This is a genomic window from Janthinobacterium sp. OK676, from assembly GCF_900103595.1.
GTDB lineage: Bacteria > Pseudomonadota > Gammaproteobacteria > Burkholderiales > Burkholderiaceae_D > Janthinobacterium.
In genome coordinates this window covers 545,755-570,026 of sequence record NZ_FNHA01000003.1, presented here as the reverse complement: position 1 = coordinate 570,026, position 24,272 = coordinate 545,755, and the positions used below count along the sequence as shown (strand labels likewise).

The 24,272-nt window shown below is 62.0% G+C and carries 20 protein-coding genes and 1 rRNA gene; 16 read left to right on the top strand and 5 right to left on the bottom strand.

The genetic code is table 11. The features are described from left to right. Positions 1 to 12: 12 nt before the first annotated feature. A 5S ribosomal RNA gene (rrf, locus tag BLU39_RS09400) occupies positions 13 to 125 on the top strand. A 236-nt stretch (positions 126 to 361) separates the two neighbouring features. Here rrf and BLU39_RS09395 read toward each other — a convergent pair. After that, positions 362 to 922, bottom strand: coding sequence for an acyloxyacyl hydrolase (locus tag BLU39_RS09395; RefSeq protein ID WP_092712177.1), 561 nt, complete (start codon positions 920 to 922; stop codon positions 362 to 364). A gap of 119 nt (positions 923 to 1,041) precedes the next feature. Here BLU39_RS09395 and BLU39_RS09390 point away from each other — a divergent pair, with 119 nt between their 5' ends. Continuing rightward, entirely contained in the window at positions 1,042 to 1,926 is an 885-nt protein-coding gene (locus tag BLU39_RS09390; protein ID WP_302848396.1) for an NAD(P)-dependent oxidoreductase, read from the top strand. A gap of 1 nt (position 1,927) precedes the next feature. Here the strand turns inward: BLU39_RS09390 and BLU39_RS09385 are convergent, their stop codons facing one another. Then, the gene (locus BLU39_RS09385) at positions 1,928 to 3,121 is read right to left on the bottom strand and encodes a M20 aminoacylase family protein (RefSeq protein WP_092712172.1); all 1,194 of its coding nucleotides are present in this window, start codon (positions 3,119 to 3,121) and stop codon (positions 1,928 to 1,930) included. A 206-nt stretch (positions 3,122 to 3,327) separates the two neighbouring features. Here BLU39_RS09385 and BLU39_RS09380 point away from each other — a divergent pair, with 206 nt between their 5' ends. From BLU39_RS09380 to BLU39_RS09365, 4 genes are all read left to right on the top strand, one after another. Further along, a complete protein-coding gene (locus BLU39_RS09380) occupies positions 3,328 to 5,403 on the top strand; it encodes a molybdopterin-containing oxidoreductase family protein (RefSeq protein WP_092712170.1) in 2,076 nt (691 codons plus the stop codon). A 2-nt stretch (positions 5,404 to 5,405) separates the two neighbouring features. After that, positions 5,406 to 6,455, top strand: coding sequence for an aminopeptidase (locus tag BLU39_RS09375; protein ID WP_092712168.1), 1,050 nt, complete (start codon positions 5,406 to 5,408; stop codon positions 6,453 to 6,455). Between the two features lie 276 nt (positions 6,456 to 6,731). Further along, entirely contained in the window at positions 6,732 to 8,414 is a 1,683-nt protein-coding gene (locus BLU39_RS09370; protein ID WP_092712166.1) for a long-chain fatty acid--CoA ligase, read from the top strand. A gap of 60 nt (positions 8,415 to 8,474) precedes the next feature. Next, positions 8,475 to 10,157 (top strand): long-chain-fatty-acid--CoA ligase, encoded by a 1,683-nt coding sequence (locus BLU39_RS09365; protein WP_092712165.1) that lies wholly within the window; start codon positions 8,475 to 8,477, stop codon positions 10,155 to 10,157. On the opposite strand, the gene BLU39_RS09360 is transcribed toward BLU39_RS09365, so the two are convergent. After that, positions 10,154 to 11,326, bottom strand: a complete 1,173-nt coding sequence (locus BLU39_RS09360; protein WP_092712162.1) for an acyltransferase family protein — start codon at positions 11,324 to 11,326, stop codon at positions 10,154 to 10,156. The two genes, BLU39_RS09365 and BLU39_RS09360, sit on opposite strands and share 4 nt — an antisense overlap. A gap of 154 nt (positions 11,327 to 11,480) precedes the next feature. Here BLU39_RS09360 and BLU39_RS09355 point away from each other — a divergent pair, with 154 nt between their 5' ends. Then, positions 11,481 to 12,347, top strand: a complete 867-nt coding sequence (locus BLU39_RS09355; RefSeq protein ID WP_092712160.1) for a LytTR family DNA-binding domain-containing protein — start codon at positions 11,481 to 11,483, stop codon at positions 12,345 to 12,347. Here the strand turns inward: BLU39_RS09355 and BLU39_RS09350 are convergent. Both BLU39_RS09350 and BLU39_RS09345 read right to left on the bottom strand, forming a co-directional pair. Next, positions 12,344 to 13,936: an alkaline phosphatase D family protein gene (locus BLU39_RS09350; RefSeq protein ID WP_092712158.1), complete on the bottom strand. Its 1,593-nt coding sequence runs from the start codon at positions 13,934 to 13,936 to the stop codon at positions 12,344 to 12,346. The two genes, BLU39_RS09355 and BLU39_RS09350, sit on opposite strands and share 4 nt — an antisense overlap. A 21-nt stretch (positions 13,937 to 13,957) precedes the next feature. Further along, positions 13,958 to 14,398, bottom strand: coding sequence for an acyl-CoA thioesterase (locus BLU39_RS09345; RefSeq protein WP_092712156.1), 441 nt, complete (start codon positions 14,396 to 14,398; stop codon positions 13,958 to 13,960). Between the two features lie 61 nt (positions 14,399 to 14,459). On the opposite strand from BLU39_RS09345, the gene BLU39_RS09340 reads away from it, so the two are divergent. The 9 genes from BLU39_RS09340 to BLU39_RS09300 all read left to right on the top strand — a co-directional run bounded on the left by BLU39_RS09340 (position 14,460) and on the right by BLU39_RS09300 (position 24,267). After that, positions 14,460 to 16,310: an ABCB family ABC transporter ATP-binding protein/permease gene (locus tag BLU39_RS09340; protein WP_092712273.1), complete on the top strand. Its 1,851-nt coding sequence runs from the start codon at positions 14,460 to 14,462 to the stop codon at positions 16,308 to 16,310. A gap of 195 nt (positions 16,311 to 16,505) precedes the next feature. Beyond that, the gene (locus tag BLU39_RS09335) at positions 16,506 to 17,462 is read left to right on the top strand and encodes an amino acid ABC transporter substrate-binding protein (RefSeq protein ID WP_092712154.1); all 957 of its coding nucleotides are present in this window, start codon (positions 16,506 to 16,508) and stop codon (positions 17,460 to 17,462) included. 98 nt (positions 17,463 to 17,560) lie between these two features. Next, positions 17,561 to 18,310 (top strand): amino acid ABC transporter permease, encoded by a 750-nt coding sequence (locus tag BLU39_RS09330; protein WP_092712271.1) that lies wholly within the window; start codon positions 17,561 to 17,563, stop codon positions 18,308 to 18,310. Between the two features lies 1 nt (position 18,311). Continuing rightward, on the top strand, positions 18,312 to 19,004 hold the full coding sequence (locus BLU39_RS09325) for an amino acid ABC transporter permease (RefSeq protein ID WP_092712152.1): 693 nt from the start codon (positions 18,312 to 18,314) through the stop codon (positions 19,002 to 19,004). 19 nt (positions 19,005 to 19,023) lie between these two features. Continuing rightward, entirely contained in the window at positions 19,024 to 19,749 is a 726-nt protein-coding gene (locus BLU39_RS09320; RefSeq protein WP_092712150.1) for an amino acid ABC transporter ATP-binding protein, read from the top strand. 37 nt (positions 19,750 to 19,786) lie between these two features. Then, entirely contained in the window at positions 19,787 to 21,235 is a 1,449-nt protein-coding gene (locus BLU39_RS09315; protein WP_254788937.1) for an amidohydrolase family protein, read from the top strand. A gap of 151 nt (positions 21,236 to 21,386) precedes the next feature. Continuing rightward, positions 21,387 to 22,451, top strand: coding sequence for a dihydroorotase (gene pyrC, locus BLU39_RS09310; RefSeq protein ID WP_035822857.1), 1,065 nt, complete (start codon positions 21,387 to 21,389; stop codon positions 22,449 to 22,451). A 6-nt stretch (positions 22,452 to 22,457) separates the two neighbouring features. Beyond that, positions 22,458 to 23,276: a DUF3025 domain-containing protein gene (locus tag BLU39_RS09305; protein ID WP_092712143.1), complete on the top strand. Its 819-nt coding sequence runs from the start codon at positions 22,458 to 22,460 to the stop codon at positions 23,274 to 23,276. 1 nt (position 23,277) lies between these two features. After that, positions 23,278 to 24,267, top strand: coding sequence for a Gfo/Idh/MocA family protein (locus BLU39_RS09300; protein WP_092712141.1), 990 nt, complete (start codon positions 23,278 to 23,280; stop codon positions 24,265 to 24,267). Positions 24,268 to 24,272 lie beyond the last annotated feature (5 nt).

Below are 24,272 nucleotides of genomic sequence, written 5' to 3'. Positions count from 1 at the left end.
GTACAAGTTATGCCTGATGACCATAGCAAGTTGGTCCCACCCCTTCCCATCCCGAACAGGACCGTGAAACAACTTTGCGCCGATGATAGTGCTGCAACCAGTGTGAAAGTAGGTTATCGTCAGGCTTGTTATTCGCAGTAGAGAAAAACCCCGCCAGCAATGGTGGGGTTTTTTTTCGTCTGGTGGTTTTGTCGGGCGCCGCGAGTGGTGTCGGCTTACGCGCGTTGCGCTAAGCCGACCTACGGTCATGTAAAGTCCGGTAGGTCGGATTAGCGTAGCGTAATCCGACAAGTTGGCAGTCAATACCCACAGACGAAAAAAAAGCAGCGCTGCGCGCTGCCTTTGTCATTTATCACTCTTATTAAAAGTGATAAGCGACTTTGACGTTCATGTAATTGACGCCGCTATTCGGTTTCTTGTAGCCGCCGTTCGAGAAATGCTGGATCTTCGCAGCGACTTCCCATTTGTTATTGAAAACATAGCCGACGCCGATATGGTCGCCGAACTGGAAGTGGGTCGACAGGCGGTTATCGTCGTTATCGTACAGTTTCGACAGCATGTGCACGCCAATGCCGCCTTCCGCGTAGAAGCCCAGCTTGTTCGTGTTTTCAAAGCGGAAGACCGGGGTAAAGCCCAGGTCCCACAGTTTTTGATGCTGGCCAGGGACGTTGCGATAGCTCTTGCCATCCCAGCCGCCGATACTGGCATCCCAGTAACCGCTCAGCTGCGTGCCATTCGATACGAACCAGGCTTTATCCCAGTTCGAGGTTACGCCAGCACGCAACATCTGTACTTTGACGCCCTTGGCATATTCGCCGTAGACGGAGTCGACCAGTTTGCCGTCGGCGGCAAAGCCGGCATTGGCGGCCATCAGCGCGGTCACGGCGGCGATGGATTTGAGGAGATTCTTCTTGAAGGACATAGAGGCTTTCATCGTAAAATTGGCCGTCAGGCTCGTCTTGTTTGCGCAGACACCTAGTTTTGCATACCGCGCCCACCAGCTGTTTGATCTCAGAGGTTGAATTGACATTTTCTACAAAAATCGCATTTCTCGGTATAGGCCTGATGGGAGGGCCGATGGTCCGGTGCCTGCTGCGCGCTGGATATTCTGTCACAATTTGGAATCGCACGCACAGCAAGGCCGAAGTCCTGCGTACGGCAGGGGCGCAGCCGGCCGTTTCCGTGGCTGAGGCCGTCAGCGGCGCGGACGTGGTCATCTCGATGCTGGAAGCCGGCCCCATCGTGGCACAAGTGCTGCAGGAGGCGTTGCCGGCCTTGTCCACTGGTGCGCTCTGGATCGACATGAGTTCCACCAAGCAATCGGAAGCCCAGCAATTTCACGCCACCTTGCACGCTGCAGGCCATGGCTTCATCGATGCGCCCGTGTCGGGCGGTGTGGGCGGGGCACAGGCGGGCACGCTGGCCATCATGGCTGGCGCCAGCGCCAGCGATTACGCGCGGGTTGAATCGATTCTATCGGCCATGGGACGCCCGACCCTGGTGGGGCCGGCCGGCAGCGGACAGGTGGCCAAGCTGTGCAATCAGCTGATCGTCGGCGCCACCTTGAATATCGTGGCTGAAGCGCTGTTGCTGGCCCAGGCGGCCGGCGCCGATGCGAGTGCCGTGCGGGCGGCCATCCGTGGCGGTTTTGCCGAGAGCAAGATTCTGGAGGTGCATGGCCAGCGCATGCTGGAGCGCAATTTTGTTGCCGGTGGTCAGGTGAAGAGCCAGATCAAGGATATGCACAACATCCTTGCGGCGGCCGAAGCAGCGCACGTCACCTTGCCGGTGACGCAACTTGTGACGCAGCGCTATGAAACCCTCGCCACCAGCCACCCGACGGCTGATCACGCGGCCGCCTTGCTGGCCCTGGAAGCGTTGAATCCGGGCCAGCGCCTGGGCACCGGTCCGGATCAACTGAGCTGATTCAAGCGATGGGCAGGCTCGCTTCGGCCAGCTTGACCCAGAAACTGGCGCCGATCGGCAGCAGATTGTCGTTGAAGTCGTAGCTGCCATTGTGCAAGACGCACGGGCCCAGGCCGTGGCCGCCATCGCGGTGCTCGCCGTCGCCATTGCCGATGAAGATGTAGCAGCCGGCTTTTTCTTGCAGGAAGAAAGAAAAATCTTCGGCGCCCATGGTCGGTTCGACATTCGCGTTGACCTTGTCGGCGCCCACCACGCTTTTCATCACTTCGACGGCAAACGCCGTTTCTTTCGCATGGTTGACCAGCGGCGGATAGTTGCGCTTGAAGTGGAAATCGACTTCCGCGCCGAAGGCGGCGGCCGTGTGCACGGCAATGTCGCGCATGCGCTCTTCGATCAAGTCCAGCACGGGCGTGGTGAATGTACGCACGGTGCCGACCAGGCTGGCGTCATCGGGAATCACATTGGTGGCGCTGCCCGCGTGGATTTGCGTGATGGACAGCACGGCCGTGTCGAGCGGACTCTTGTTGCGAGTGATGACGGTTTGCCAGCTTTGCGCGATCTGCACGGCCACCATGACGGGGTCGATGCCCTTGTGGGGCTGGGCCGCGTGCGCGCCCTTGCCCTTGACGGTGACGTGGAACTCATTGCTGGAGGCCATCATCGGCCCTTCCACCACGCTCAGGGTGCCCGTTTCGGCGCCCGGCCAGTTGTGCATGCCGTAGATGGCATCCATGGGAAAGCGGCTAAACAAGCCGTCTGCTATCATTTCACGCGCGCCGGCGCCGCCTTCTTCCGCAGGCTGGAAGACGAGGTAGACCGTGCCATCGAAGTTCCGGTGCTGCGCCAGGTAATGAGCGGCGCCCAGCAGCATGGCCGTGTGGCCGTCGTGGCCGCAGGCGTGCATCTTGCCCGGGTGGCGCGAAGCATGCTCGAAGGTATTCATTTCCTGCATCGGCAAGGCATCCATGTCGGCACGCAAGCCGATGGCGCGTGTCGAAGTACCATTTTTGATGATGCCGACCACGCCAGTGCGGCCCAGCCCGCGTACCACGGGGATGCCCCACTCCGTCAGCTTGGCGGCGACCACGTCCGAGGTGCGCTGTTCTTCGTAGCACAGCTCGGGATGCGCGTGCAGGTCGCGGCGGATACCTTGCAGCTCGGATTGAAACGCCAAGATCGGATCAACTAGTTTCATGGGACTCTCCTGTGGATGCTGGCACGCAGCAATGTATGGCGCGCCGGACCGCGTTTGTTTGATCAGAAACAGGCGCGGCTAATAGTGCATTGTAGCCCTTGTTTGCAGGGTAAATCCAGCGCACGGACGTGCTTGCCACGGCGCCAACAGCAAGCGCGCGGAATGGTTTACAGTATCGCCTTCCCCCAACGTTTTTGGATTGCCCCATGACCACCACCCAAGTGCGCGCCGCCTGCCCGCTCGATTGCCCCGATACCTGCGCCTTGCTGGTCACCGTGACCGATGGCGTGGCCACGGCCGTCAAGGGCGATCCGGACCACCCGACCACGGCTGGCGTGCTGTGCACGAAGGTGTCGCGCTTCACGGAGCGGACCTACCATGCGGACCGGCTGCTGCATCCGCTGCGCCGCGTGGGCAAGAAGGGCGAAGGCAAGTTCGAGCGCATCAGCTGGGAAGACGCCCTGCAAACCATCGCCGCCCGCTTGAAACCGATCGCCGCGCGCGATCCGCAGGCGATCTTGCCATATAGCTACTGCGGCACCATGGGCCTGGTGCAGGGCGAATCGATGTCCTCGCGTTTCTTCAACCAGCTCGGCGCTTCCTTGCTGGACCGCACCATCTGCGCATCGGCCGGCGCCACCGGCTACCGCTACACGGTGGGCGCCAGCATCGGCACGGACATGGAGCAGTTCCAGAAAGCCAAATTGATCATCATCTGGGGCGGCAACCCGATCGCTTCGAACCTGCACTTCTGGATGCGCGCGCAAGAGGCCAAGCGTAACGGCGCCACCCTGATCGCCATCGACCCCTACCGCTCGCTGACGGCCGAGAAATGCCATCAGCACATCGCCTTGCTGCCGGGGACCGATGCAGCCCTGGCGCTGGGCTTGATGCATGTGCTGATCACGGAAGAGCTGGTCGACCATGACTATATCGCGCAGTACACCATCGGCTATGCGGAACTGAAACAGCGTGCCCTGGAATGGCCACCCGAGCGCGTGGCCGAGGTGTGCGGCATCACGGCCGCCGAAGTGGTGGACCTGGCGCGCCTGTACGGCCAGGCTTGCCGCTCCGGCGAGGGCGCCGCCATCCGTGCCAACTACGGCGTGCAGCGCGTGCACGGCGGCGGCATGGCCGTGCGCAATATCGCTTGCCTGCCGGCGCTGACGGGCGCCTGGCGCCATCCGGCCGGCGGCATGCAGCTGTCGAGCTCGGGTTCCTTCCCCGTCAACCGCAAGGCCCTGCAACGCCCCGACTTATTGAAAGGCGCGCCGCGCACCATCAACATGAGCACCATCGGCGACGATTTGCTGAAAGAAAGTTCCGCCGAGTTCGGTCCGCAAGTGGAAGCCGTGATCGTCTACAACTCGAACCCGCTGGCCGTGGCGCCTGACTCCTCGAAAGTGGCGCAGGGCTTTGCCCGCGAGGATTTGTTTACGGTCGTGCTCGAACACTTCCAGACCGACACCGTCGATTACGCCGACATCGTGTTGCCCGCCACCACGCAGCTCGAACACGTCGACGCGCACTCCACCTACGGCCACCTGTACATGATGGCGAACAACGCGGCCGTGGCGCCGCTGGGCGAAGCGAAGGCGAATACGGAAATCTTCCGTTTGCTGGCGCAGCACATGGGCTTTGATGACCCGTGCTTCCAGGAAAGCGACGATGCGCTGGCAGCCAAGGCGTTCGATACGACGGATGCGCGCGCCGTGCATTTCGACTGGGAATCGCTGAAGCGCACGGGCTGGCAAAAGCTGGCCATGGCCGAGGCGCCATTTGCCCACGGTGGTTTCCCCACGCCATCGGGCAAGTGCGAGTTGTATTCCAGCGCCATGGCGCAGGCGGGGCTCGATCCCTTGCCCACCTATATCGCGCCGCACGAATCGCCAGCCAGCAACCCCGCGCTGGCGGCCCGTTATCCGCTGGCCATGATTTCCCCGCCGGCACGCAATTTCCTCAATTCCACCTTTGTGAACGTGAAAAGCCTGCGCGCGGCCGAGGGCGAGCCGCACCTCGACATTCACCCTGACGACTGCGCCGCGCGCGGCATCGCGGCCGGCGACATGGTGCGCATTTTCAACGACCGCGGCAGCTTTGTGGCCAAGGCCAGGGTCACGGACAAGGCGAGACGCGGCCTGGTGGTGGGCTTGTCCGTGTGGTGGAAGAAACTGGCCAGCGACGGCAAGAACGCCAATGAAGTGACGAGCCAGCGCCTGACGGACATGGGCCGCGCGCCGACCTTCTACGATACGCTGGTCGAAGTGGAAAAGGCTGGCTGACCATGGCGCGCTGGCCGGCCCGCTTGCTTGTCGGTACCTTGTGCGTGGTGCTGGGCGGCTGCACGCAGTTGCGCTATTACACGCAGGCGGCGCAGGGGCAATATGCGCTGTGGTCCGGCGCGCGTCCCATCGGCGACTGGCTCGACGACCCGGCCACCGAGCCGCGACTGAAAGTGCGCCTGGCCAAGGCGCAGCAGATCCGCCGCTTTGCCGTCAGCGAGCTGGATTTACCGGACAATGGCAGCTACAAGAACTACGCCTCCCTGCGGCGCCCCTTCGTGCTGTGGAACGTGGTGGCTACGCCGGAACTGTCGCTGCAGCCCCTGCAATGGTGTTTTCCCATCGCCGGCTGTGTTAATTACCGCGGCTATTACAGCAAGGACGAGGCACTCGCGTATGCGGCCGAACTGCGCGCCCAGCATTACGACGTGCAGGTGGGCGGCGTGCCCGCGTATTCCACGCTGGGCTGGTTCGACGATCCCTTGCTGTCGACCTTTATCAATTACAACGATGCGGAACTGGCGCGCCTGATCTTCCATGAACTGGCGCACCAGGTCGTGTACGTGCCCGGCGATTCTGCCTTCAATGAATCGTTTGCCAGCGCCGTGGAAGAGGCAGGCGTGCAGCGCTGGCTGGCGCGCGAGGGCAATGACGCGATGCGCGCGGCATACGCCCAGTACACGGCGCGGCGTCAGGATTTCCTCGCCTTGCTGCTGCAATACCGTGGCGAGCTGGAAGCCGTGTATGCGAGCGACGCCAGCGATGCGGAGAAACGCGCGCGCAAGGCGCAGGTGTTCGTGGCGCTGAAACAGGCATATCAATTGCTCAAGCAACACTGGGGTGGTTTTGCCGGTTATGACCGCTGGTTCGAGCAGCCATTGAGCAATGCGCACCTGGCTTCCGTGTCCACCTACAATGAATTTTTGCCGGCCTTCAAAAAATTGCTGGAAGAAAAAAAGAACTTTCGTGCTTTTTATGCTGCAGTGCACACAATGTCTCAACTCAGCAAGCCTGAGCGCAGGCATGCGCTGGAACAATTGTCCAGCCCCTGACCCGTAAAGATTGTCTGGTACGCCGAGCCGGACGATCCTGCAACAGCGTATTTATCATGCTGCAGTGCAGCACAAAAGCGTCCTAGAGTTGCCGCTCGAATACTGTTGAAAGCGCTTGCATGGAAGCGCGGCGCCCGATAGCATCGCATTAGTAGCATAGAGCAATTGCTCGTCAGAATGCTCAAACTGACTGCCGGACAACAGAATCCGCAGCAATGATCCGCGCCGGCAAGGTGCGCCGGCTCCCCCACGATTATTCGAGACAAGAGGCACAGGATGGAAAAAATTTGGCTGAAGTCGTATCCTCCCGGCGTCCCCGCCGACATCGATCCTGATCAATATCGTTCGCTGGTGCATTTGCTGGAAGAAGCGTTTCAAAAATATGCGGACCGCAACGCCTATGTCTGCATGGACAAATTTCTCACCTATGCCGAACTCGATACCTACTCGCGCCAGCTGGGTGCCTGGCTGCAAAGCCGCGGCCTGAAAAAGGGCGCGCGAGTGGCCCTGATGATGCCGAACGTGCTGCAGTATCCGATCGCCATTGCCGCCGTCCTGCGCGCCGGCTACACGGTGGTCAACGTCAACCCTTTATATACGCCGCGCGAACTCGAGCATCAGCTCAACGACTCGGGCAGCGAAGCCATCATCGTGCTGGAAAACTTTGCCCATACCTTGGAGCAAGTGCTGGGCAAGACGGCCGTCAAGCACATCATCGTCGCCAGCATGGGCGAGATGCTGGGCGGCTTGAAGGGCATGATCGTCAATTTTGTCGTGCGCAACGTCAAGAAGATGGTGCCCGCGTATTCCTTGCCGAACGCCATGCGCTTCAAGCAGGCGCTGGCGCTGGGCAGCCGCATGAAACTCACGCCCGTCGAGCTGAGCGTCAACGATCCCGCCTTCCTCCAATACACGGGCGGTACGACGGGCGTGTCGAAAGGCGCGACCTTGAGCCACCGCAATGTGATCGCCAATGTGCTGCAAAGCGAAGCGTGGTCGGGCGCGGCGCTCGACCAGAACAGTCAGGAGCAGATGATCGTCGTGTGCGCCTTGCCGCTGTACCATATCTTCGCCCTGACGGCGTGCGCGATGTGGGGTACGCGCGTGGGCGCGCTGAATATCCTGATCCCGAATCCGCGCGATATCCCGGGCCTGATCAAGGAGCTGGGCAAATACAAATTCAATCTGCTGCCTGCGGTCAATACCTTGTATAACGCGCTGGTCAATCACCCCGATTTCGCCAAGCTCGATTTCTCGGGCTTGAAGATCGCCAATGGCGGCGGCATGGCGGTGCAGCAAGCCGTCAACGACAAATGGCTGCAAGTGACGGGCGTGTCCATCATCGAAGGCTATGGCTTGTCGGAAACGTCGCCTGTCGCCACCTGCAACCGCGCCGACAGCACGGCGTTTTCCGGCACCATCGGCTTGCCCGTGCCGTCGACCGAGATCGCCATCCTCGATGATGACGGCAAGGAAGTGCCACTGGGGCAGACGGGCGAAATCGCCATCCGCGGCCCGCAAGTGATGAGCGGCTACTGGAACCGTCCCGATGAAACGGCCAAGGTCATGACGGCCGACGGCTACTTCAAGTCGGGCGACGTGGGCATCATGGACGAGCGCGGCTACGTGAAGATCGTCGACCGCAAGAAAGACATGATCCTCGTCTCCGGCTTCAATGTGTATCCGAACGAAGTCGAGGCCGTCATCGCGGCCCATCCGGGCGTGCTCGAGTGCGCCTGCGTGGGCGTGCCGGACGAGCATTCTGGCGAAGCCGTGAAAGTGTTTGTCGTGCGCAAGGATCCGAACCTGACCCAGGCCGTGCTGGCCGCGTATTGCAAGGAACAATTCACGGGCTACAAGCGGCCGAAATACATCGAGTTCCGCGATGAACTGCCGAAGACCAACGTTGGCAAGATTTTGCGTCGCGCCCTGCGTGACGAAACGAAGATAGCAGCATAAACAGTGCAGGGTGTGCGCATCAGGCTGCACACCCTTTCTACAGATAAAGATGAGGCATAGATGGACAAGATTTGGTTGAAGTCGTACCCGGACAGCGTTCCCGCAGAGATCGACTGTACGCAATACCGTTCCGTCACGCATTTGCTGGAAGAGTCGTTCCAGAAATATGCGGACCGCAACGCTTTCGTGTGCATGGATAAATTCCTCACCTACCGCGAGCTCGACAAGCTGTCGCTGCAGATGGGCGCCTGGCTGCAAAGCAAGGGCCTGAAGACGGGCGCGCGCGTGGCGATCATGCTGCCGAACGTGCTGCAGTATCCGGTGGCCATGGCGGCGATCTTGCGTGCCGGCTACACGGTGGTCAACGTCAACCCGCTGTACACGCCCCGTGAATTGCAGCACCAGCTGATCGACTCGGGCAGCGAAGCGATCATCGTGCTGGAAAACTTCGCCACCACGGTCGAGCAGGTGTTGCCGCATACCCAGGTCAAGCACGTGATCGTTGCCACCATGGGCGACTTGCTGGGCGGACTGAAAGGCACCATCGTCAACTTCGTCGTGCGCAATATCAAGAAAATGGTGCCCGCGTTTTCCTTGCCGAACGCCATCAGTTTCAACAAGATGCTGGCCGAAGGCGCACGCCTGAGCCTGACGCCGGTGCAGCAGGGGCATGACGATATCGTCTTCCTGCAATACACGGGTGGCACGACGGGCGTGTCGAAGGGCGCGATGTTGTTGCACCGTAACGTGATCGCCAACGTGCTGCAAAACGAGGCGTGGATTTCGCCCGTGATGACCAAGGAGATGCGCGCCACCTCGATGGGCTTCATGTGCGCCTTGCCCCTGTATCACATCTATTCGTTGACGGTCAGCGCCCTGATGGGCATGCGCGTGGGCGGCTTGAACGTGCTGATTCCCAATCCGCGCGACATCCCCGGTTTCGTCAAGGAATTGTCCAAGCACAAGATCGTCGTCTTCCCGGCCGTCAATACCTTGTACAACGCGCTGCTGAACAATGCCGATTTTGCCAAGCTCGATTTCTCCAGCTACAAAGTGTGCAATGGCGGCGGCATGGCCTTGCAGCGCAACGTGGCCGAACGCTGGCTGAAACTGACGGGCTGCCCGCTGATCGAAGGCTATGGCATGTCGGAAACGTCGCCCGTGGTGACGGGCAACCGCGTCGACATCACGGAATTTACAGGCACCATCGGCTTGCCGTTCCCGTCGACGGAAGTGGCGATTCTCAACGACGACGGCGTGGAAGTGCCACTGGGCGAGCCGGGCGAGATCGCCGTGCGCGGCCCGCAAGTGATGGCCGGTTACTGGCAGCGTCCGGACGAGACGACCAAGTCGATGACGGCCGACGGTTACTTCAAGACGGGCGACGTGGGTGTCATGGACGAGCGCGGCTACGTGAAGATCGTGGATCGCAAGAAAGACATGATCATCGTGTCCGGCTTCAATGTGTATCCGAACGAGGTGGAAGACGTGGTCGCTTCGTGCCCGGGCGTGCTCGAGTGCGCTTGCATCGGCGTGCCGGACGCCAACGCGGGCGAAGCCGTGAAAGTGTTTGTCGTGCGCAAGGATCCGAACCTGACGGTGGAACAGATCCGCGAGCATTGCAAACATGAATTGACGGCCTACAAGAAACCGAAATACATCGAGTTCCGCGATGAATTGCCGAAGACCAATGTCGGCAAGATCTTGCGCCGTCAATTGCGCGACGAAAAGAAGGTTGCCTAGTTCGCAGCCAAGGCTGTGTCCGCCGCCAGGCGCCGCCCTGGCCGGGCGGGCAAGCCGAAGCAGGGGCGCAGCCAGTTGATCTTGCTGATCAGCAGCGATGTCCCCAGCCAGCAGGTCGCCACCGTCCCGGTGAAGATCAGCAGTGGCTCCAGCACGGGGCCCAGTTTCAGGGGCACGAGCCAGTAGGCCAGCAGCACGATTGCGCTCTGGTGCAATAGGTACCAGGGAAAGACGGCCTGGCGCGCCCATGGCAGCCAGGCAAACGGTTTATTGAGCAAAGTGTGCGACCAGCCCAGGATGGCGCAGATGGCCAGCCACATGTACAGGTTGCGCATCGGCCATGAGCCAAACGAGGCCCAGGTCAGCAGGTTCTCCGAATAAATCTGGTCGAATGCCATGTACACGGCAAACGCGCCCAGACCCAGCCACAGCGTATGCCAGCGCAGGCGCGCCAGTTCCGCCCACAAGCCCTTGTCATTGCCCAGCCACCAGCCATACACGAACAGCGTGAAATAGATGCCGTGCGCATACCAGTCGCGCACTATCGCATGGGTTTCCGGATAGCGCATCTTCAGGAATGCCGTGGCGGCCAGGGCGGGCAGGGCCGGCAAGATCAGCAGGCGCCAGCCGCGCAGGCGCCGGAAGTACGGTTTTATCCGTCCCAGCAGCGGCTGCAGCGCCACGAGCACGATGGTGTAAAGCAGCAAGTACACGAGATACCACAAGTGATTCCACGTAAAGCCAAATTGCCATCCGGCGAAGGCGCCTTCGGGCCAGGCATAACCGCCAAAGTAATGGAGCAGGAACTGTCCGTAGCCAGGCTCGATCAATCCCTTGCTGACGCCTTCGCAATACGGCTGGATGGGGATGATGACGGCCATGCCGAACAGCAGCGGCAAGAGCAGGCGCTTGACCCTGCGCCACAGGAAGGCACTGCGCGAGGCCTGCGTCATCATGGCGCACGACACGCCCGAGATGAGGAAGACGATTTCCATGCGCCAGCGGTTCAGGAAGACCAGCGGCATGTTCAAGGCATCGGTGGCGTAGCTGCTGTGCATGTGAAAGTTCCAGCCATCCATGTAGAGCAGGGCAGTGTGATAGACGATCAGCAGACTGAAGACGAGAAAGCGCAAGGCGTCGATATCGTGGCGGCGGGTGTCATGGCTCATGATCGGAAGGAAGTGGTGAAGGAGGCCCCAGCATAGGCAGCGACGGGGCTGGCAGCCAGCGAAATGGGATCAGCGGACGGCTGGCTGTGACGAATGGATGGCCTGGGACGGGTGTGGGACGTTACAATCGTGCAACTAATTCACCACTGAACCCATGCGCATCGCTTCCCCTGACTTGTTGCAACGTTATCAACGCTGGCGGCGCGTGGCCGAGCCTGGATTCTGGATCGCGCTGTATCTCCTGCAGGCCAGCGTGAACAGCTGGCTGGCGTGGACCGATTTGCAGCGCACCGGCGTTGACACGCCGTTCTGGGCAGTGGCCGTGTGGGAGTGGAGCAGCAATCTGGTGCTGCTGGCGCTGGTGCCCGTGGTGATCCTGGCGGGCCAGTACCGGCCCCTGCACCTCGTGTTCCAGCGCCAGAACCTGCGCTGGCACCTGGCCGCGTCGGTCGTCTACAGCCTCGTGCATGTGGCGGCCATGGTGGCCTTGCGCAAGCTGGCGTACTGGAGCGCCGGCAGCCATTATGATTTTGGCGCCTGGTGGCGCGAGCTGCCGTATGAATACCTGAAAGATGTGCGTGCTTACTTCCTTGTCTTGCTGGCCGTGGGCTTTTACCAGTTGCTGCTGATGCGCTGGCAAGGCGAGGCGACCTTGCTCGGTGAACCGGACGAAGGGCCGGCCGTGGAACCGGTGGAGCAGCCCGAGCGCTTCCTGGTGCGCAAGCTGGGCAAGGATTTTCTGCTGCCCGCAGCGGATATCGAATGGATACAGGCTTGGGGCAACTATGTGAATTTGCACGTGCGCGGCCACGATTACCCGCTGCGCTCGACCATGGCGGCCATCGAGCGCCGCCTCGACGGCAAGCGCTTTGTGCGCGTGCACCGCAGCTATATCGCCAACCTCGATTTCGTGCAGAGTATCGTGCCGCTGGAATCGGGCGATGCCCGTGCCGTGCTGTCCACTGGCGGGGAAGTGCCCGTCAGCCGGCGCTACCGCGATGCCTTGAAAGGGACTTGCTAGCTTGCTTGCAAGCCCGCCTTGCCGTCGCGCACGACAAAGCTGGCCAGTGTCGCGATGGTCGACGCGCTGTCACGCACGTTCTCCAGGCCCCGGAACAGGGTCGTGGTTTTCTCCGGCGTGATCTCCATCAACATATAGCCGCGCTTGTCGCTGCGCCCGTAGCGGATGTGCGGGTTCATCGCCACGTATTGCTCCGTGCGCGCCTGTGGGCGTGAACTCGAGGTGATCGAGGTGCCGCAAAACTCGGTGGCCAGCACGGGATTGTTCTTGCCGGCGGGCCGCATGGCGTTGCGGCTCAGCTCGCTCGCATAGAAAGTGTGCACGTCGCCCGACAGCACCAGCGGGTTGCTCGCCTTGCTGCTTTGCACGGCGTCGAGCAGGTGCTGGCGCGCCATCGGGTAGCCATCCCAGCCATCGGTCCAGACGCGTTCGTCGCCGGGCCGCAATATGGGCACCTGGCTCGATTGCGCCATCAGGGTTTGCTGGGCCACAATATTCCAGCGCGCGGGAGAAGCATCGAGGCCCGCTTGCAGCCAGCGCTGCTGTTCCTCGCCCAGCATCGTGCGCTGCGGCTTCAGCAAGTCGGGGCAGTTGCGCGTGGTGACGGAATTGGAGCCCCCGCGGCCCGGCCTGGCGCACGCGTGATAGGCGCGGTATTGCCGGTCGTCCAGCACGTGAAAGCGCGCCAGCCGGCCCCAGTCGTAGCGCTGGTAGATGCGCATGTCGACAAAGCCCCGTCTGCCCAGCGGCAGCAAACGCAGCGGCATGTGTTCATAGAACGCCTGGTAGGCGGCTGCGCGCCGCTGCAAGAAGGTGGGCGTGAGCAACTCGTCGCGGTCCTTGCCGTAATCGTTGGCCACTTCATGGTCGTCCCAGGTGACGATCCACGGCGCGGCCAGGTGCGCGCCCTGCAAGTCGCGGTCGCTCTTGTATTGCGCGTAGCGGGCGCGGTAATCGTCCAGCGTAAAACTCTCGTGCGTGCGTACGGCCCGGCTTGGATGCTGCAGCTGGTACGGTCCCCACTCATAGATGTAGTCGCCGAGGAAGGCCACCAGGTCGGGCGCGGCCGCCGCGATGTGCCGGTGCGCCCCATACGCGCCGAATTCCCAGTGCTGGCATGAAGCGACGGCCAGTTTCAGCGAGGCAGGCATGGCGCCGGGCTCGGGCGCAGTGCGCGTGCGGCCCACGGGACTGACGGCGTCGCCCAGCATGAAGCGGTACCAGTACCAGCGTCCGGGCGCCAGGCCGCCCGCGTCGACGTGCACGCTGTGCGCGAGGGCGGGCATGGCCGTGGCCTGTCCCTTGGCGGCGATGCGGCGAAACGCCTCGTCTTCGGCCACTTCCCAGCGCACGGTCAGGGCGATGGCGGGCGTGGCCGCTGCGTGCAGCGGGTCGTGGCAGATGCGCGTCCACAGCACGACGGCGTCGGGCAAGGGCGAGCCGGAGGCGACACCGAGCGCAAATGGATAGCCGGCGCCATTCATGCGCGTGGCGGCGCTCGCGCTGGAACCGGACAGCACGCTGCCGGCGGCGGCCAGCGCGGTGATGCGCGCAGCGCTCTGCAGGAAGATGCGGCGCTGGCTATCCATGCTGTGGAATTATTGCGACAATCAAGTCGACAGCAGGGTCTCGATCGGCGGCACCTTGCGCGGCTTGCGGTCCGAGTCCGTCGCCACGTAGATCAGGGTTGCTTCCGTGACTTTCACGATGCAGGCCTGCAGGCGGTTGCGCTCGGCATACACCTCGACATTGACGGTAATCGAGGTATTGCCGACCTTGACGATATCGGCGTAGAACGACAGCAGATCGCCGACGAAGACGGGGTTTTTGAAGACGAAGGAGTTGACGGCGATGGTGGCGACGCGGCCGTTGGCGCGCCGCGTGGCCGGCAGGGAGCCGGCGATATCGACCTGCGCCATGATCCAGCCGCCGAAGACGTCGCCGTACACATTGGCGTCGGACGGCGCGGGCATCATGCGCAATTCCGGCATTTTTCCGGCGGGCAGGCCGGAGGCGAGGCAGTTATCGGGGCGGGCGGAGGAGGTGCTCATCTTTTATTCTCATGAAAGGCTACAATTGCCCCGATTGAACCATAAAAAGCCGACCTTCGCCATGCGCCGCTCCCAGACTCCCCTTCCGCCCCGCTCGCCCGCTTCCGCCAGCCACAGCGATTTCGCCACCATCAAGACCTTGCTGCCGTATTTGTGGGTTTACAAATGGCGGGTGCTGCTGGCGCTGCTCTGCCTGGTAGGCGCCAAGCTGGCCAACGTGGGCGTGCCCCTGATCCTGAAAAAACTCGTCGACGCCATGACGATCACGGCGGCCCATCCGCAAGCGCTGCTGGTGCTGCCCGTCGGCTTGCTGGTGGCTTACGGCTTGCTGCGCCTGTCGACCACCTTGTTTACGGAGCTGCGCGAATTCCTGTTCGCCCGGGTCACGCAGCGGGCCGTGCGCACCATTGCGCTGCAAGTGTTCCGCCACCTGCATGCGCTGTCCCTGCGCTTTCACCTGAACCGGCAGACGGGTGGCATGACGCGCGACATCGAACGGGGCACGCGCAGCGTCGGCTCGCTCATTTCCTATACCCTGTTCAACATCTTGCCGACCCTGGTGGAAATCACCCTCGTGCTCGGCTACCTGGTCTTGCATTACGACATCTGGTTCACCGTGATCACGGCGGTGGCGCTCGTGTCGTACATCGCGTTTACCGTGCTGGTGACGAACTGGCGTACGCATTTCCGCCGCACCATGAATGACCTCGATTCCAAAGCCAATACCAAGGCCATCGATTCGCTGATCAACTATGAAACCGTCAAATATTTCGGCAACGAGGATTACGAGGCGAAGCGCTACGACGAAGGCTTGCAGCGCTATGAATCGGCGGCCGTGAAATCGCAGACCTCGCTGTCCCTGCTCAACACGGGCCAGTCCCTGATCATCGCCACGGCCGTCACCCTGATTTTGTGGCGCGCCACGGTGGGCGTGATCGCCGGCACGATGACCCTGGGCGACCTGGTACTGGTGAACGCCTTCATGATCCAGCTGTATATTCCTCTCAATTTCCTGGGCGTCATCTACCGCGAAATCAAGCAAAGCCTGGCCGACATGGAACGCCTGTTTTCCTTGCTGAACGAAAACCGCGAAATCGCCGATACGCCGGAAGCAAAACCGCTCGTCACGCGGGGCGCGGCCGTGCGCTTTGCGCACGTGGATTTCAGCTATGAAGCCAAGCGGCAAATCCTGTTCGATGTGGATTTCCAGATCCCCGCCGGCACGACGACGGCCGTGGTGGGCCACAGCGGTTCGGGCAAGTCGACCCTGTCGCGCCTGCTGTTCCGCTTCTATGAAGTCGATGGCGGCGGCATCACCATCGATGGCCAGGACTTGCGCGCCGTCACCCAGGATTCCCTGCGCGCGGCCATCGGCATCGTGCCGCAGGACACGGTGCTGTTCAACGACACCATCGAATACAACATCGCCTACGGCAAGCCGGGCGCCAGCAAGGAAGCCATCGTGGCCGCGGCGAAAGCGGCATCGATCCATGATTTTATTGAAAGCTTGCCAGATGGCTACAATTCGATGGTGGGCGAGCGGGGCTTGAAGTTGTCCGGCGGCGAAAAGCAGCGCGTGGCGATTGCCCGCACCTTGCTGAAAGACCCGGCGATATTGATCTTCGACGAGGCCACTTCGGCGCTCGACTCCAAGGCCGAGCAGGCGATCCAGTCGCAGCTGAAGGACATCGCCAAGAACCGCACCACCCTGGTCATCGCGCACCGTTTGTCGACGGTGGCCGACGCCCAGCAAATCCTGGTGCTCGACCATGGCCGCATCGTCGAGCGGGGTACGCATCCGCAATTGCTGGCGCTCGATGGCCTGTACGCGCAGATGTGGCAACGCCAGCAGGCGAACATGGACGATGAGGCGCAAGAGGACGAGTTGGCGGGGCTGGCGCCGGCAAAATAAATCGGAAATGTGAAATCAGTAGGAAAAATGCTACAGCCGCGCTGATTCCAGCGCACGTATAGCGCCTATTTGCGGGCAATCGCAGAAAATGGCTGGTCGGGTGCTGAAAATGAAATAAAATTAATTCCAATGGTGGCGTCTGCACCACAGTTGTTTCGTTCGGAATCTATCCGGTTTGTCCGCCCAGGAGAATTTATGAAATTGACCAAAATCATCGCCACGCTGCTCAGCGTTGGCGTCATCAGCAGCATGTCGCCAGTCCAGGCTCAGGAATTGACCGGCACCTTGGCCAAGATCAAGAAAGCCGGTTCCGTCACCCTCGGTGTACGCGATGGCTCCGTGCCCTTCTCCTATCTCGATGACAAGCAGCAATACCAGGGTTATTCGATCGACCTGTGCATGAAAGTCGTCACGGCCCTGCAAAAGCACCTGGGCATGAGCGAGCTGAAAGTGGTGATGAGCCCCGTCACCTCGGCCAACCGCATCCCGCTGATGGCCAACGGCACCATCGACCTCGAGTGCGGCTCGACGACGAACAACCTGGAGCGCCAGCAGCAGGTGGCATTCGCCCCGACCATGTTCGTCATCGGCAACCGCGTGCTGGCGAAAAAATCCTCGAACATCAAGACCCTGGAAGACTTGCGCGGCAAGACCCTGGTCGCCACGGCCGGCACGTCGACCATCAAGCAGATGACGATTTTGAACAAGGAAAAGAACCTGGGCATGACGATCGCCGTCGGCAAGGATCATCCCGAGTCGTTCCTGATGATGGAAACGGGCCGCGCGGTGGCCGAAGCCAATGACGACATTTTGCTGGCGTCGCAAGTGGCCAATTCGAAAAATCCGAACGACTACGAAATCACCAAGGAAGCGCTGTCGGTCGAGCCGTACGGCATCATGCTGCGCAAGGGCGATCCGGCCTTCAAGAAAGTAGTCGACGATGCGCTGATCCGCCTGTACAAGAGCGATGACATCAACCGCATTTACGCGAAATGGTTTACTTCGCCGATTCCACCGAAAAACATCAACCTGAAGTTCCCCATGCCGCCGCAGTTGAAGGCCGTGTTTGCCAATCCGACCGACTCCGGCGACCCGGCCGCGTATGCGGCCGTGCCCGAAGCGCAGAAGACTTCGGACAAGCGGAAAAAGTAAATATTGCGTAACAAACCGGGGGGCGCAAGCCTCCCGATTTATTTGCGGGACGGGGGGCCGGCTGGCCGCTGTCCTCGGGCTGCATGCGAAGGATGATCATGAATTACAACTGGAATTGGCGCATCTTCTGGGAGATTTCTCCCGATGGCGTGGGCACGTATATGGACACCCTGTGGTCCGGTTTGATCTGGACACTGGCCACGGCCGGTGCGGCCTGGATCATGGCTTTGATGTTGGGCCTGGTGGTCGGCACCATCCGCACCCTGCCGAACAAATGGCTGGTGGGCGTGGCCAATGCCTACGTCGAATTGTTCCGCAACGTGCCGCTGCTGGTGCAGATGTTCCTCTGGTATTTCGTCATGCCGGAACTGCTGCCGCCCGACCTCGGTGCCTGGGTCAAGTCGCTGCCGAACGCGCCCTTCGTCACGGCCGTGCTGTGCCTGGGATTCTTTACCTCCTCGCGCGTGGCCGTGCAGGTGACGACGGGTATCGAGGCACTGCCGCGCGGGCAAAAGCTGGCCGGCACGGCGCTGGGCCTGACCCTGCCGCAAACCTACCGCTTCATTTTGCTGCCGATGGCCGCACGCGTCATCATGCCGCCGCTGACCAGCGAATTTTTGAACATCATCAAGAACAGTTCCGTGGCGCTGACCATCGGCCTGATCGAACTGACGGCCAGCGCGCGCGCCATCCAGGAGTTTTCCTTCCAGGTGTTCGAAGCGTTTTCGGCCGCCACCATCATCTACGTCGTCGTCAACCTGCTGGTGGTGGTGCTGATGCACCTGATCGAGAAAAAAGTCGCCATCCCGGGCTTCATCGTCGCTGGCGCCAAGACGGGAGGACATTGATATGTTCGGTAATTTCGATTTCGACGTCATCTCCCGCTCGTGGGTCTACCTGTTCCAGACCGGCATGGTCTTCACCCTGAAACTGACGGCGCTGGCCATGGTTGGCGGCATCGTGCTGGGCACCGTGCTGGCGCTGATGCGTTTGTCCGGCAACCGCATCGTCTCGGGCGTGGCGTCGAGCTACGTCAACCTGATACGCTCGATCCCGCTGGTGCTGGTGATCTTCTGGTTCTACTTCCTCGTGCCGTATATCGCCGCCTGGATCATCGGCGCCAGCGAGCCCGTGAAAGTGGGCGCGTTTTCTTCCGCGCTGATCACCTTCATCATGTTCGAAGCGGCATATTATTGCGAGATCATGCGCAGCGGCATACAGTCGATCCCGCGCGGCCAGGTGTGGGCCGGCCAGGCGCTGGGCATGAACTACCGTCAAACCATGGGCAACATCGTGCTGCCGCAAGCGTTCCGCAACATGATCCCCGTGCTGCTGACGCAAACCATCGTGCTGTTCCAGGACGTGTCGCTCGTGTACGTGCTGTCGATCCCCGATTTCGTCGGCGCCGCCTCGAAGATCGCGCAGCGCGACGGCCGCCTGGTGGAGATGTACGTGTTTGTCGCCGTCGTGTATTTCGTGCTGTGCTACGCCTTGTCGTTCCTCGTCAAACGCCTGCAGAAACGCGTCGCCATCATTCGCTAACCGTAAAAGAAAGAACAAGATGATTGAACTCAATAACGTCAGCAAATGGTATGGCCAATTCCAGGTACTGACCGACTGCACCACCAATGTCGCCAAGGGCGACGTGATGGTCATTTGCGGCCCGTCCGGTTCCGGCAAGTCGACCCTGATCAAGACCGTCAATGGCCTGGAACCGATCCAGCAAGGGCAGATCATCGTCGACGGCATCACCGTCAACGATCCGAAAACGAATCTGTCGAAACTGCGCGCGCGCATCGGCATGGTGTTCCAGAATTTCGAGCTGTTCCCGCATCTGTCGATCCGTGAAAACCTCACCATCGGCCAGATCAAGGTGCTGAAACGCAGCGCCGACGAAGCCAATGCCAAGGGCCTGAAATACCTGGACCGCGTGGGCCTGCTGTCGCAGCAGGACAAGTTCCCCGGCCAGCTGTCGGGCGGCCAGCAGCAGCGCGTGGCGATCGCTCGCGCGCTGTCGATGGACCCGATCGCCATGCTGTTCGACGAGCCGACATCGGCGCTCGATCCGGAGATGATCAACGAGGTGCTCGACGTGATGGTGGGTCTGGCGCAGGAAGGCATGACGATGATGGTCGTCACGCACGAAATGGGCTTTGCCAAGCGCGTGGCCAACCGCATCGTCTTCATGGATCAGGGCAAGATCATCGAAGATTGCAGCAAGGATGACTTCTTCAACACGACGCGCTCGGACCGCGCGCGCGATTTCCTCGCCAAGATCATCCATTGATTTTCCATCACGTTGAAGTTGAGTACGAATGCCTGACATGAAACAACTAGCCGGCGCCATGCTGGCGCTGGGCCTGCTCGCCCATGCCCACGCGGCCGACAAGATCGCCGTCGATATCGCCCTGCGCGGCGCCACCGTGATCGACGTTGCCGCAGGCAAGGCGGTCAAGGGCAAGACCGTGCTGCTCAAGGGCGACAGCATCGTCGCCGTCGTCGATGACGCGCAGCTGGGCAGCTACGCGCCGAAGCGGACGATTCGCCTGCCCGGCAAATACCTGATGCCGGGCCTGTGGGATACGCACGTGCATTTCGGCGGCGGCCCCGAGCTGATCGACGAGAACAAGCAACTGCTGCCCTTGTACCTGGCGCATGGCATCACCACGGTGCGCGACTGCTCGGGCGACTTGCCCGACACGGTGCTGGCATGGCGCCGGCAGATCAATGCGGGCCAGCTGGAAGGCCCGACGATTTTCACGTCCGGCGCCAAACTCGAAGGCATCAAGCCTCTGTGGAAGGGCACCATCGAAGTGGGCACGCCGCAGGAAGTCACGCGCGCGCTCGATGGCCTGCAGGCGCAGCAAGTGGACTTCGTGAAGATCACGGAAAACACCCTGAAGCCGGAGCTGTACCTGGAAGCGCTGCGCCAGGCGCGCGAACGTGGCATGCGCACGTCGGGCCATATCCCCGTGCAGCTGACCCTGGAGCAGATGGCCGATGCGGGCCTGGGCACGATCGAGCATCAGTCGTATTTGCTGCGCGCTACCACGCCGCGCGAGCAGGAGCTGACGGTCAAGGTGGCCGCCGGCGCGATGACGGGCAAGGAAGCCATGCAGGCCAGCGTGCAAAGCTATGACGAGCCGACGGCGCGCAAGGCCTTCAGCTACCTGGCCGCGCGCGGCACGGCCATCGTGCCGACCTTGTGGGGTTCGCGCGTGACGGCGTACCTGGACCGCGAAGACCACACCCACGACACGGCCCTGCAATACATCGGCAAGGGCTTGCGCGCCACCTACGACTGGCGCGTGCAGCGCGCCGCCAAGGATGGTCCGGAAGCCATCAATCAGCGCCACGCGCAGTTCGAGCAATCGGCCAAGTTGCTGCCGATCTTGCAGCAGCAGGGCATGAGCATCATCGCCGGCACCGATGCGGGCTTCTTGAATTCCTTCGATTATCCGGGCCAGGCCCTGCACGATGAAATCGGCCTGTACGTGCAGTACGGCCTGACGCCGCAGCAAGCCTTGCAGTCGGCCGTCATCAACGGTCCCCGCTTCCTGGGCAAGCTGGACCGTTACGGCAGCGTGGCGGCCGGCAAGGCGGCCGACCTGCTGGTGCTCGACGCGAACCCGCTGCAGGATATCGGCGCCACGCGCCAGATCCGCTTGGTGGTCAGCCGTGGCACCGTGTATGACCGCGCCAAGCTCGACCAGATGCTGGCCGAACTTCGCGCCTGGGTGGCGAAGCAGGAGACGGCGCCGGCCAAGTCCTGATTCCTGTGCGTTCCCGAGATTGAAAACGGCTGGTGCGAACCGGCCGTTTGATCGTCCGGCAGCCAACGGGCAGCGGCTGCCGCAGCCTGCGAGGCTGCCCCGCGGCTGGTAAAATGGCGTTATTCGCAATGACCGCCTGAGAGCAGCCGCCATGTCCACACTCGATCACACCCCAGTCGCCGTTCCATCTTCCATCACCATCACCCGTCCGGATGACTGGCATTTGCACCTGCGCGACGGCGCCGTCATGGCCAGCGTGCTGCCGCACAGCGCACGCCAGTTCGGTCGCGCCATCGTCATGCCGAACCTGAAACCGCCCGTCACCACCACGGCCGATGCCAGCGCCTACCGCGAGCGCATCCTGGCCGCCGTACCGCAAGGCGTGAACTTCGATCCGCTGATGGTGCTGTACCTGACGAACAACACCTCGCCCGACGAAATCCGCCGCGCGCAGGACAGCGGCATCGTGCAAGCCGTGAAACTGTATCCGGCCGGCGCCACGACGAATTCCGACCTGGGCGTGACGGACTTGAAGAATTGCTACAAGGTGCTTGAAGTGATGCAGGAAGTGGGCATGCCCTTCCTCGTGCATGGCGAAGTGACGGATCCGGAAATCGACATTTTCGACCGCGAAGCCGTCTTCATCGAGCGCGTGATGCGCCCGCTGCGCAGCGCCTTCCCGGCCCTGTCCGTCGTGTTCGAGCACATCACCACCAAGGATGCGGCGCAGTACGTGGCCGAAGCGGAAGGCCCGATCGCCGCCACCATCACGGCGCATCATCTGCTGTACAACCGCAACGAGATTTTCAAGGGCGGCATCCGCCCCCATTACTACTGCCTGCCCATCCTGAAACGCGAAGAGCACCGCCTGGCCCTGATGACGGCCGCCGCCAGCGGCGACGAGCGCTTCTTCCTCGGCACGGACTCGGCGCCGCACGCGCAAGGCGCCAAGGAAATGGCTTGCGGCTGCGCCGGTTGCTATACGGCCCTGCACGCGATGGAAATGTATGCGGAAGCGTTTGAACGGGCCGGCGCGCTCGATAAACTGGAAGCGTTCGCCAGCTTCCACGGCCCGGCCTTCTACGGCGTGCCGCGCAACACGGACACCATCACCCTGAAACGCGAAAGCTGGACCTTGCCAGCTTCGCTGCCGCTGGGCGACAGCCATGTCATTCCGCTCAACGCGGGCGAGCAGATCAACTGGAAAATGGTCTAAGCGTTCATGCTGCCATCGATAGACTGGACCCGCCCCTGGTTTGCCACGGTGCTGCCGGCGCGACGGCAGCTGGATCTGCAGCGCGACACGGTGATTGCCGCGCTCAATGGACGGGCGCGGGCGCTGGACTTGCGCAATCCATCGGGCCTGCCGCTGGCCTTCGTGCCGCAAGCGGACCTACCCGAAGGCGTCGCCTACGAAGAGTTCATCGGCGCGACGGGCGGCGTGCCCACGCGCGACAATCTGCATGATTTTTTCAACGCGCTCGTGTGGCTGACCTTCCCCCGCATCAAGCGGCAATTGAATGCGCTGCAGGCCGCGCAGATCGCCCTGTCCGGCGTGGGAAAATCGCGCGGTCCCGCGCGCGATGGCGCGACGATTTTTGACGAAAATTCCGCCTTGCTGGTGCTGCGCGACAGCGACGCGGGGCGCGCGCTGGACGCGGCCTTGCGCGGGCACGACTGGCGCAGCGCGTTCATTGCGCAGCGCGAGAAATTTGGCGCGGACGGCGACGCCGAAGTCTGGCTGTTCGGCCACGCGCTGATGGAAAAACTAGTGGCGCCGCGCAAGGCCATCACGGCGCACACGCGCGTGATCTTTGCCGGCGACGTCTATTTCACCCTGGACGATGCTGCACGCCGCGCCTGGCTCGACGAACGGGTGGCGCAGGACCTGGCGCAGCAAGGCCTGACCACGGCGGACTTCACGCCGCTGCCCGTGCTGGGTTTGCCCGGCTGGTGCGAGAACCAGGACGACGATTTTTACAATGACGCGGCGGTGTTCCGCCCGAAGCGCAAGGTGGCTGGCGCAGAAAGAGATCAATAGCATGGAAAACACGGTCCGCTGGGGCATCCTCGGCACCGGCAAGATCGCCCGCGCGATGGCCAATGGCTTGCGCGATGCGCCCGGTGCGCAACTGGTGGCGGTCGCTTCGCGCAGCAGCGCCGGTGCGCAGGCCTTCGGCGCTGAATTCGGCATCGAGCATTGCCACGGTTCCTACCAGGCGCTGGCCATGGACCCGGATGTGGACGTGATCTACATCGCCACGCCGCACACCCTGCATGCGGAAAATGCCTTGCTGTGCCTGGCCGCCGGCAAGCACGTCGTGTGCGAAAAACCGTTCACCATGAATGCGCGCGAAGCGCAGGCCGTGGTCGACATGGCGCGCGAGAAAAAGCTGTTCCTGATGGAAGCCATGTGGAGCCGTTTCCTGCCCGCCGTGCAGGAAGCGCAGCGTATCATCGCCAGCGGCGAAATCGGCGTGCTGCGGCAGGTGCAGGCCGATATCGGCTTTGTCGCCAATTTCCCGCCCGAGCACCGCATGTTCAATCCGGAACTGGGCGGCGGCGCGCTGCTCGACGTGGGCATCTATCCGCTGTCGATGGCGGCCTTCTTCCTTGGCCCCGTATCGCAGGTGCAGGCGCTGGCCGAGATGGGCGCCACCGGCGTCGACGAACAGGTGGTGTTCTCGCTGCTGCACGCGGGCGGCGGCACTTCGTCCTGCGCCTGCAGCCTGCGCGCGCAGACGCCGACGGAAATGACCATTTCCGGCAGCCTGGGGCGCATCCGTCTGCCCAACCGTTTTTACAAGCCCGACCACCTGATCGTCGAAACGATGGATGGCGAACGCCGCGTCGTCGCCGCACCCCACCTGGGCAATGGCTACGCGCACGAGGCCATCGAAGCGATGCGCTGCATCCGCGCCGGCCTGCCGGAAAGCCCGCTCATGCCGCACGCCGACAGCGTGGCGCTGATGCGCAACCTTGACACCATGCGCGGCCAGATCGGCCTCGTCTACCAAGCCGACCAGGCGTAAACAGG

Bases quoted from the DNA above. Each gene is read 5' to 3' on its own strand.
- BLU39_RS09385 (WP_092712172.1), bottom strand. From the start codon at position 3,121: ATGAAACTAGTTGATCCGATCTTGGCGTTTCAATCCGAGCTGCAAGGT.
- BLU39_RS09320 (WP_092712150.1), top strand. From the start codon at position 19,024: ATGATTGAACTCAATAACGTCAGCAAATGGTATGGCCAATTCCAGGTA.
- BLU39_RS09330 (WP_092712271.1), top strand. From the start codon at position 17,561: ATGAATTACAACTGGAATTGGCGCATCTTCTGGGAGATTTCTCCCGAT.
- BLU39_RS09315 (WP_254788937.1), top strand. From the start codon at position 19,787: ATGAAACAACTAGCCGGCGCCATGCTGGCGCTGGGCCTGCTCGCCCAT.
- BLU39_RS09335 (WP_092712154.1), top strand. From the start codon at position 16,506: ATGAAATTGACCAAAATCATCGCCACGCTGCTCAGCGTTGGCGTCATC.
- BLU39_RS09305 (WP_092712143.1), top strand. From the start codon at position 22,458: ATGCTGCCATCGATAGACTGGACCCGCCCCTGGTTTGCCACGGTGCTG.
- BLU39_RS09355 (WP_092712160.1), top strand. From the start codon at position 11,481: ATGCGCATCGCTTCCCCTGACTTGTTGCAACGTTATCAACGCTGGCGG.
- BLU39_RS09325 (WP_092712152.1), top strand. From the start codon at position 18,312: ATGTTCGGTAATTTCGATTTCGACGTCATCTCCCGCTCGTGGGTCTAC.
- BLU39_RS09360 (WP_092712162.1), bottom strand. From the start codon at position 11,326: ATGAGCCATGACACCCGCCGCCACGATATCGACGCCTTGCGCTTTCTC.
- BLU39_RS09300 (WP_092712141.1), top strand. From the start codon at position 23,278: ATGGAAAACACGGTCCGCTGGGGCATCCTCGGCACCGGCAAGATCGCC.
- BLU39_RS09375 (WP_092712168.1), top strand. From the start codon at position 5,406: ATGGCGCGCTGGCCGGCCCGCTTGCTTGTCGGTACCTTGTGCGTGGTG.
- BLU39_RS09395 (WP_092712177.1), bottom strand. From the start codon at position 922: ATGTCCTTCAAGAAGAATCTCCTCAAATCCATCGCCGCCGTGACCGCG.
- BLU39_RS09350 (WP_092712158.1), bottom strand. From the start codon at position 13,936: ATGGATAGCCAGCGCCGCATCTTCCTGCAGAGCGCTGCGCGCATCACC.
- BLU39_RS09345 (WP_092712156.1), bottom strand. From the start codon at position 14,398: ATGAGCACCTCCTCCGCCCGCCCCGATAACTGCCTCGCCTCCGGCCTG.
- BLU39_RS09340 (WP_092712273.1), top strand. From the start codon at position 14,460: ATGCGCCGCTCCCAGACTCCCCTTCCGCCCCGCTCGCCCGCTTCCGCC.
- pyrC (WP_035822857.1), top strand. From the start codon at position 21,387: ATGTCCACACTCGATCACACCCCAGTCGCCGTTCCATCTTCCATCACC.
- BLU39_RS09380 (WP_092712170.1), top strand. From the start codon at position 3,328: ATGACCACCACCCAAGTGCGCGCCGCCTGCCCGCTCGATTGCCCCGAT.
- BLU39_RS09365 (WP_092712165.1), top strand. From the start codon at position 8,475: ATGGACAAGATTTGGTTGAAGTCGTACCCGGACAGCGTTCCCGCAGAG.
- BLU39_RS09370 (WP_092712166.1), top strand. From the start codon at position 6,732: ATGGAAAAAATTTGGCTGAAGTCGTATCCTCCCGGCGTCCCCGCCGAC.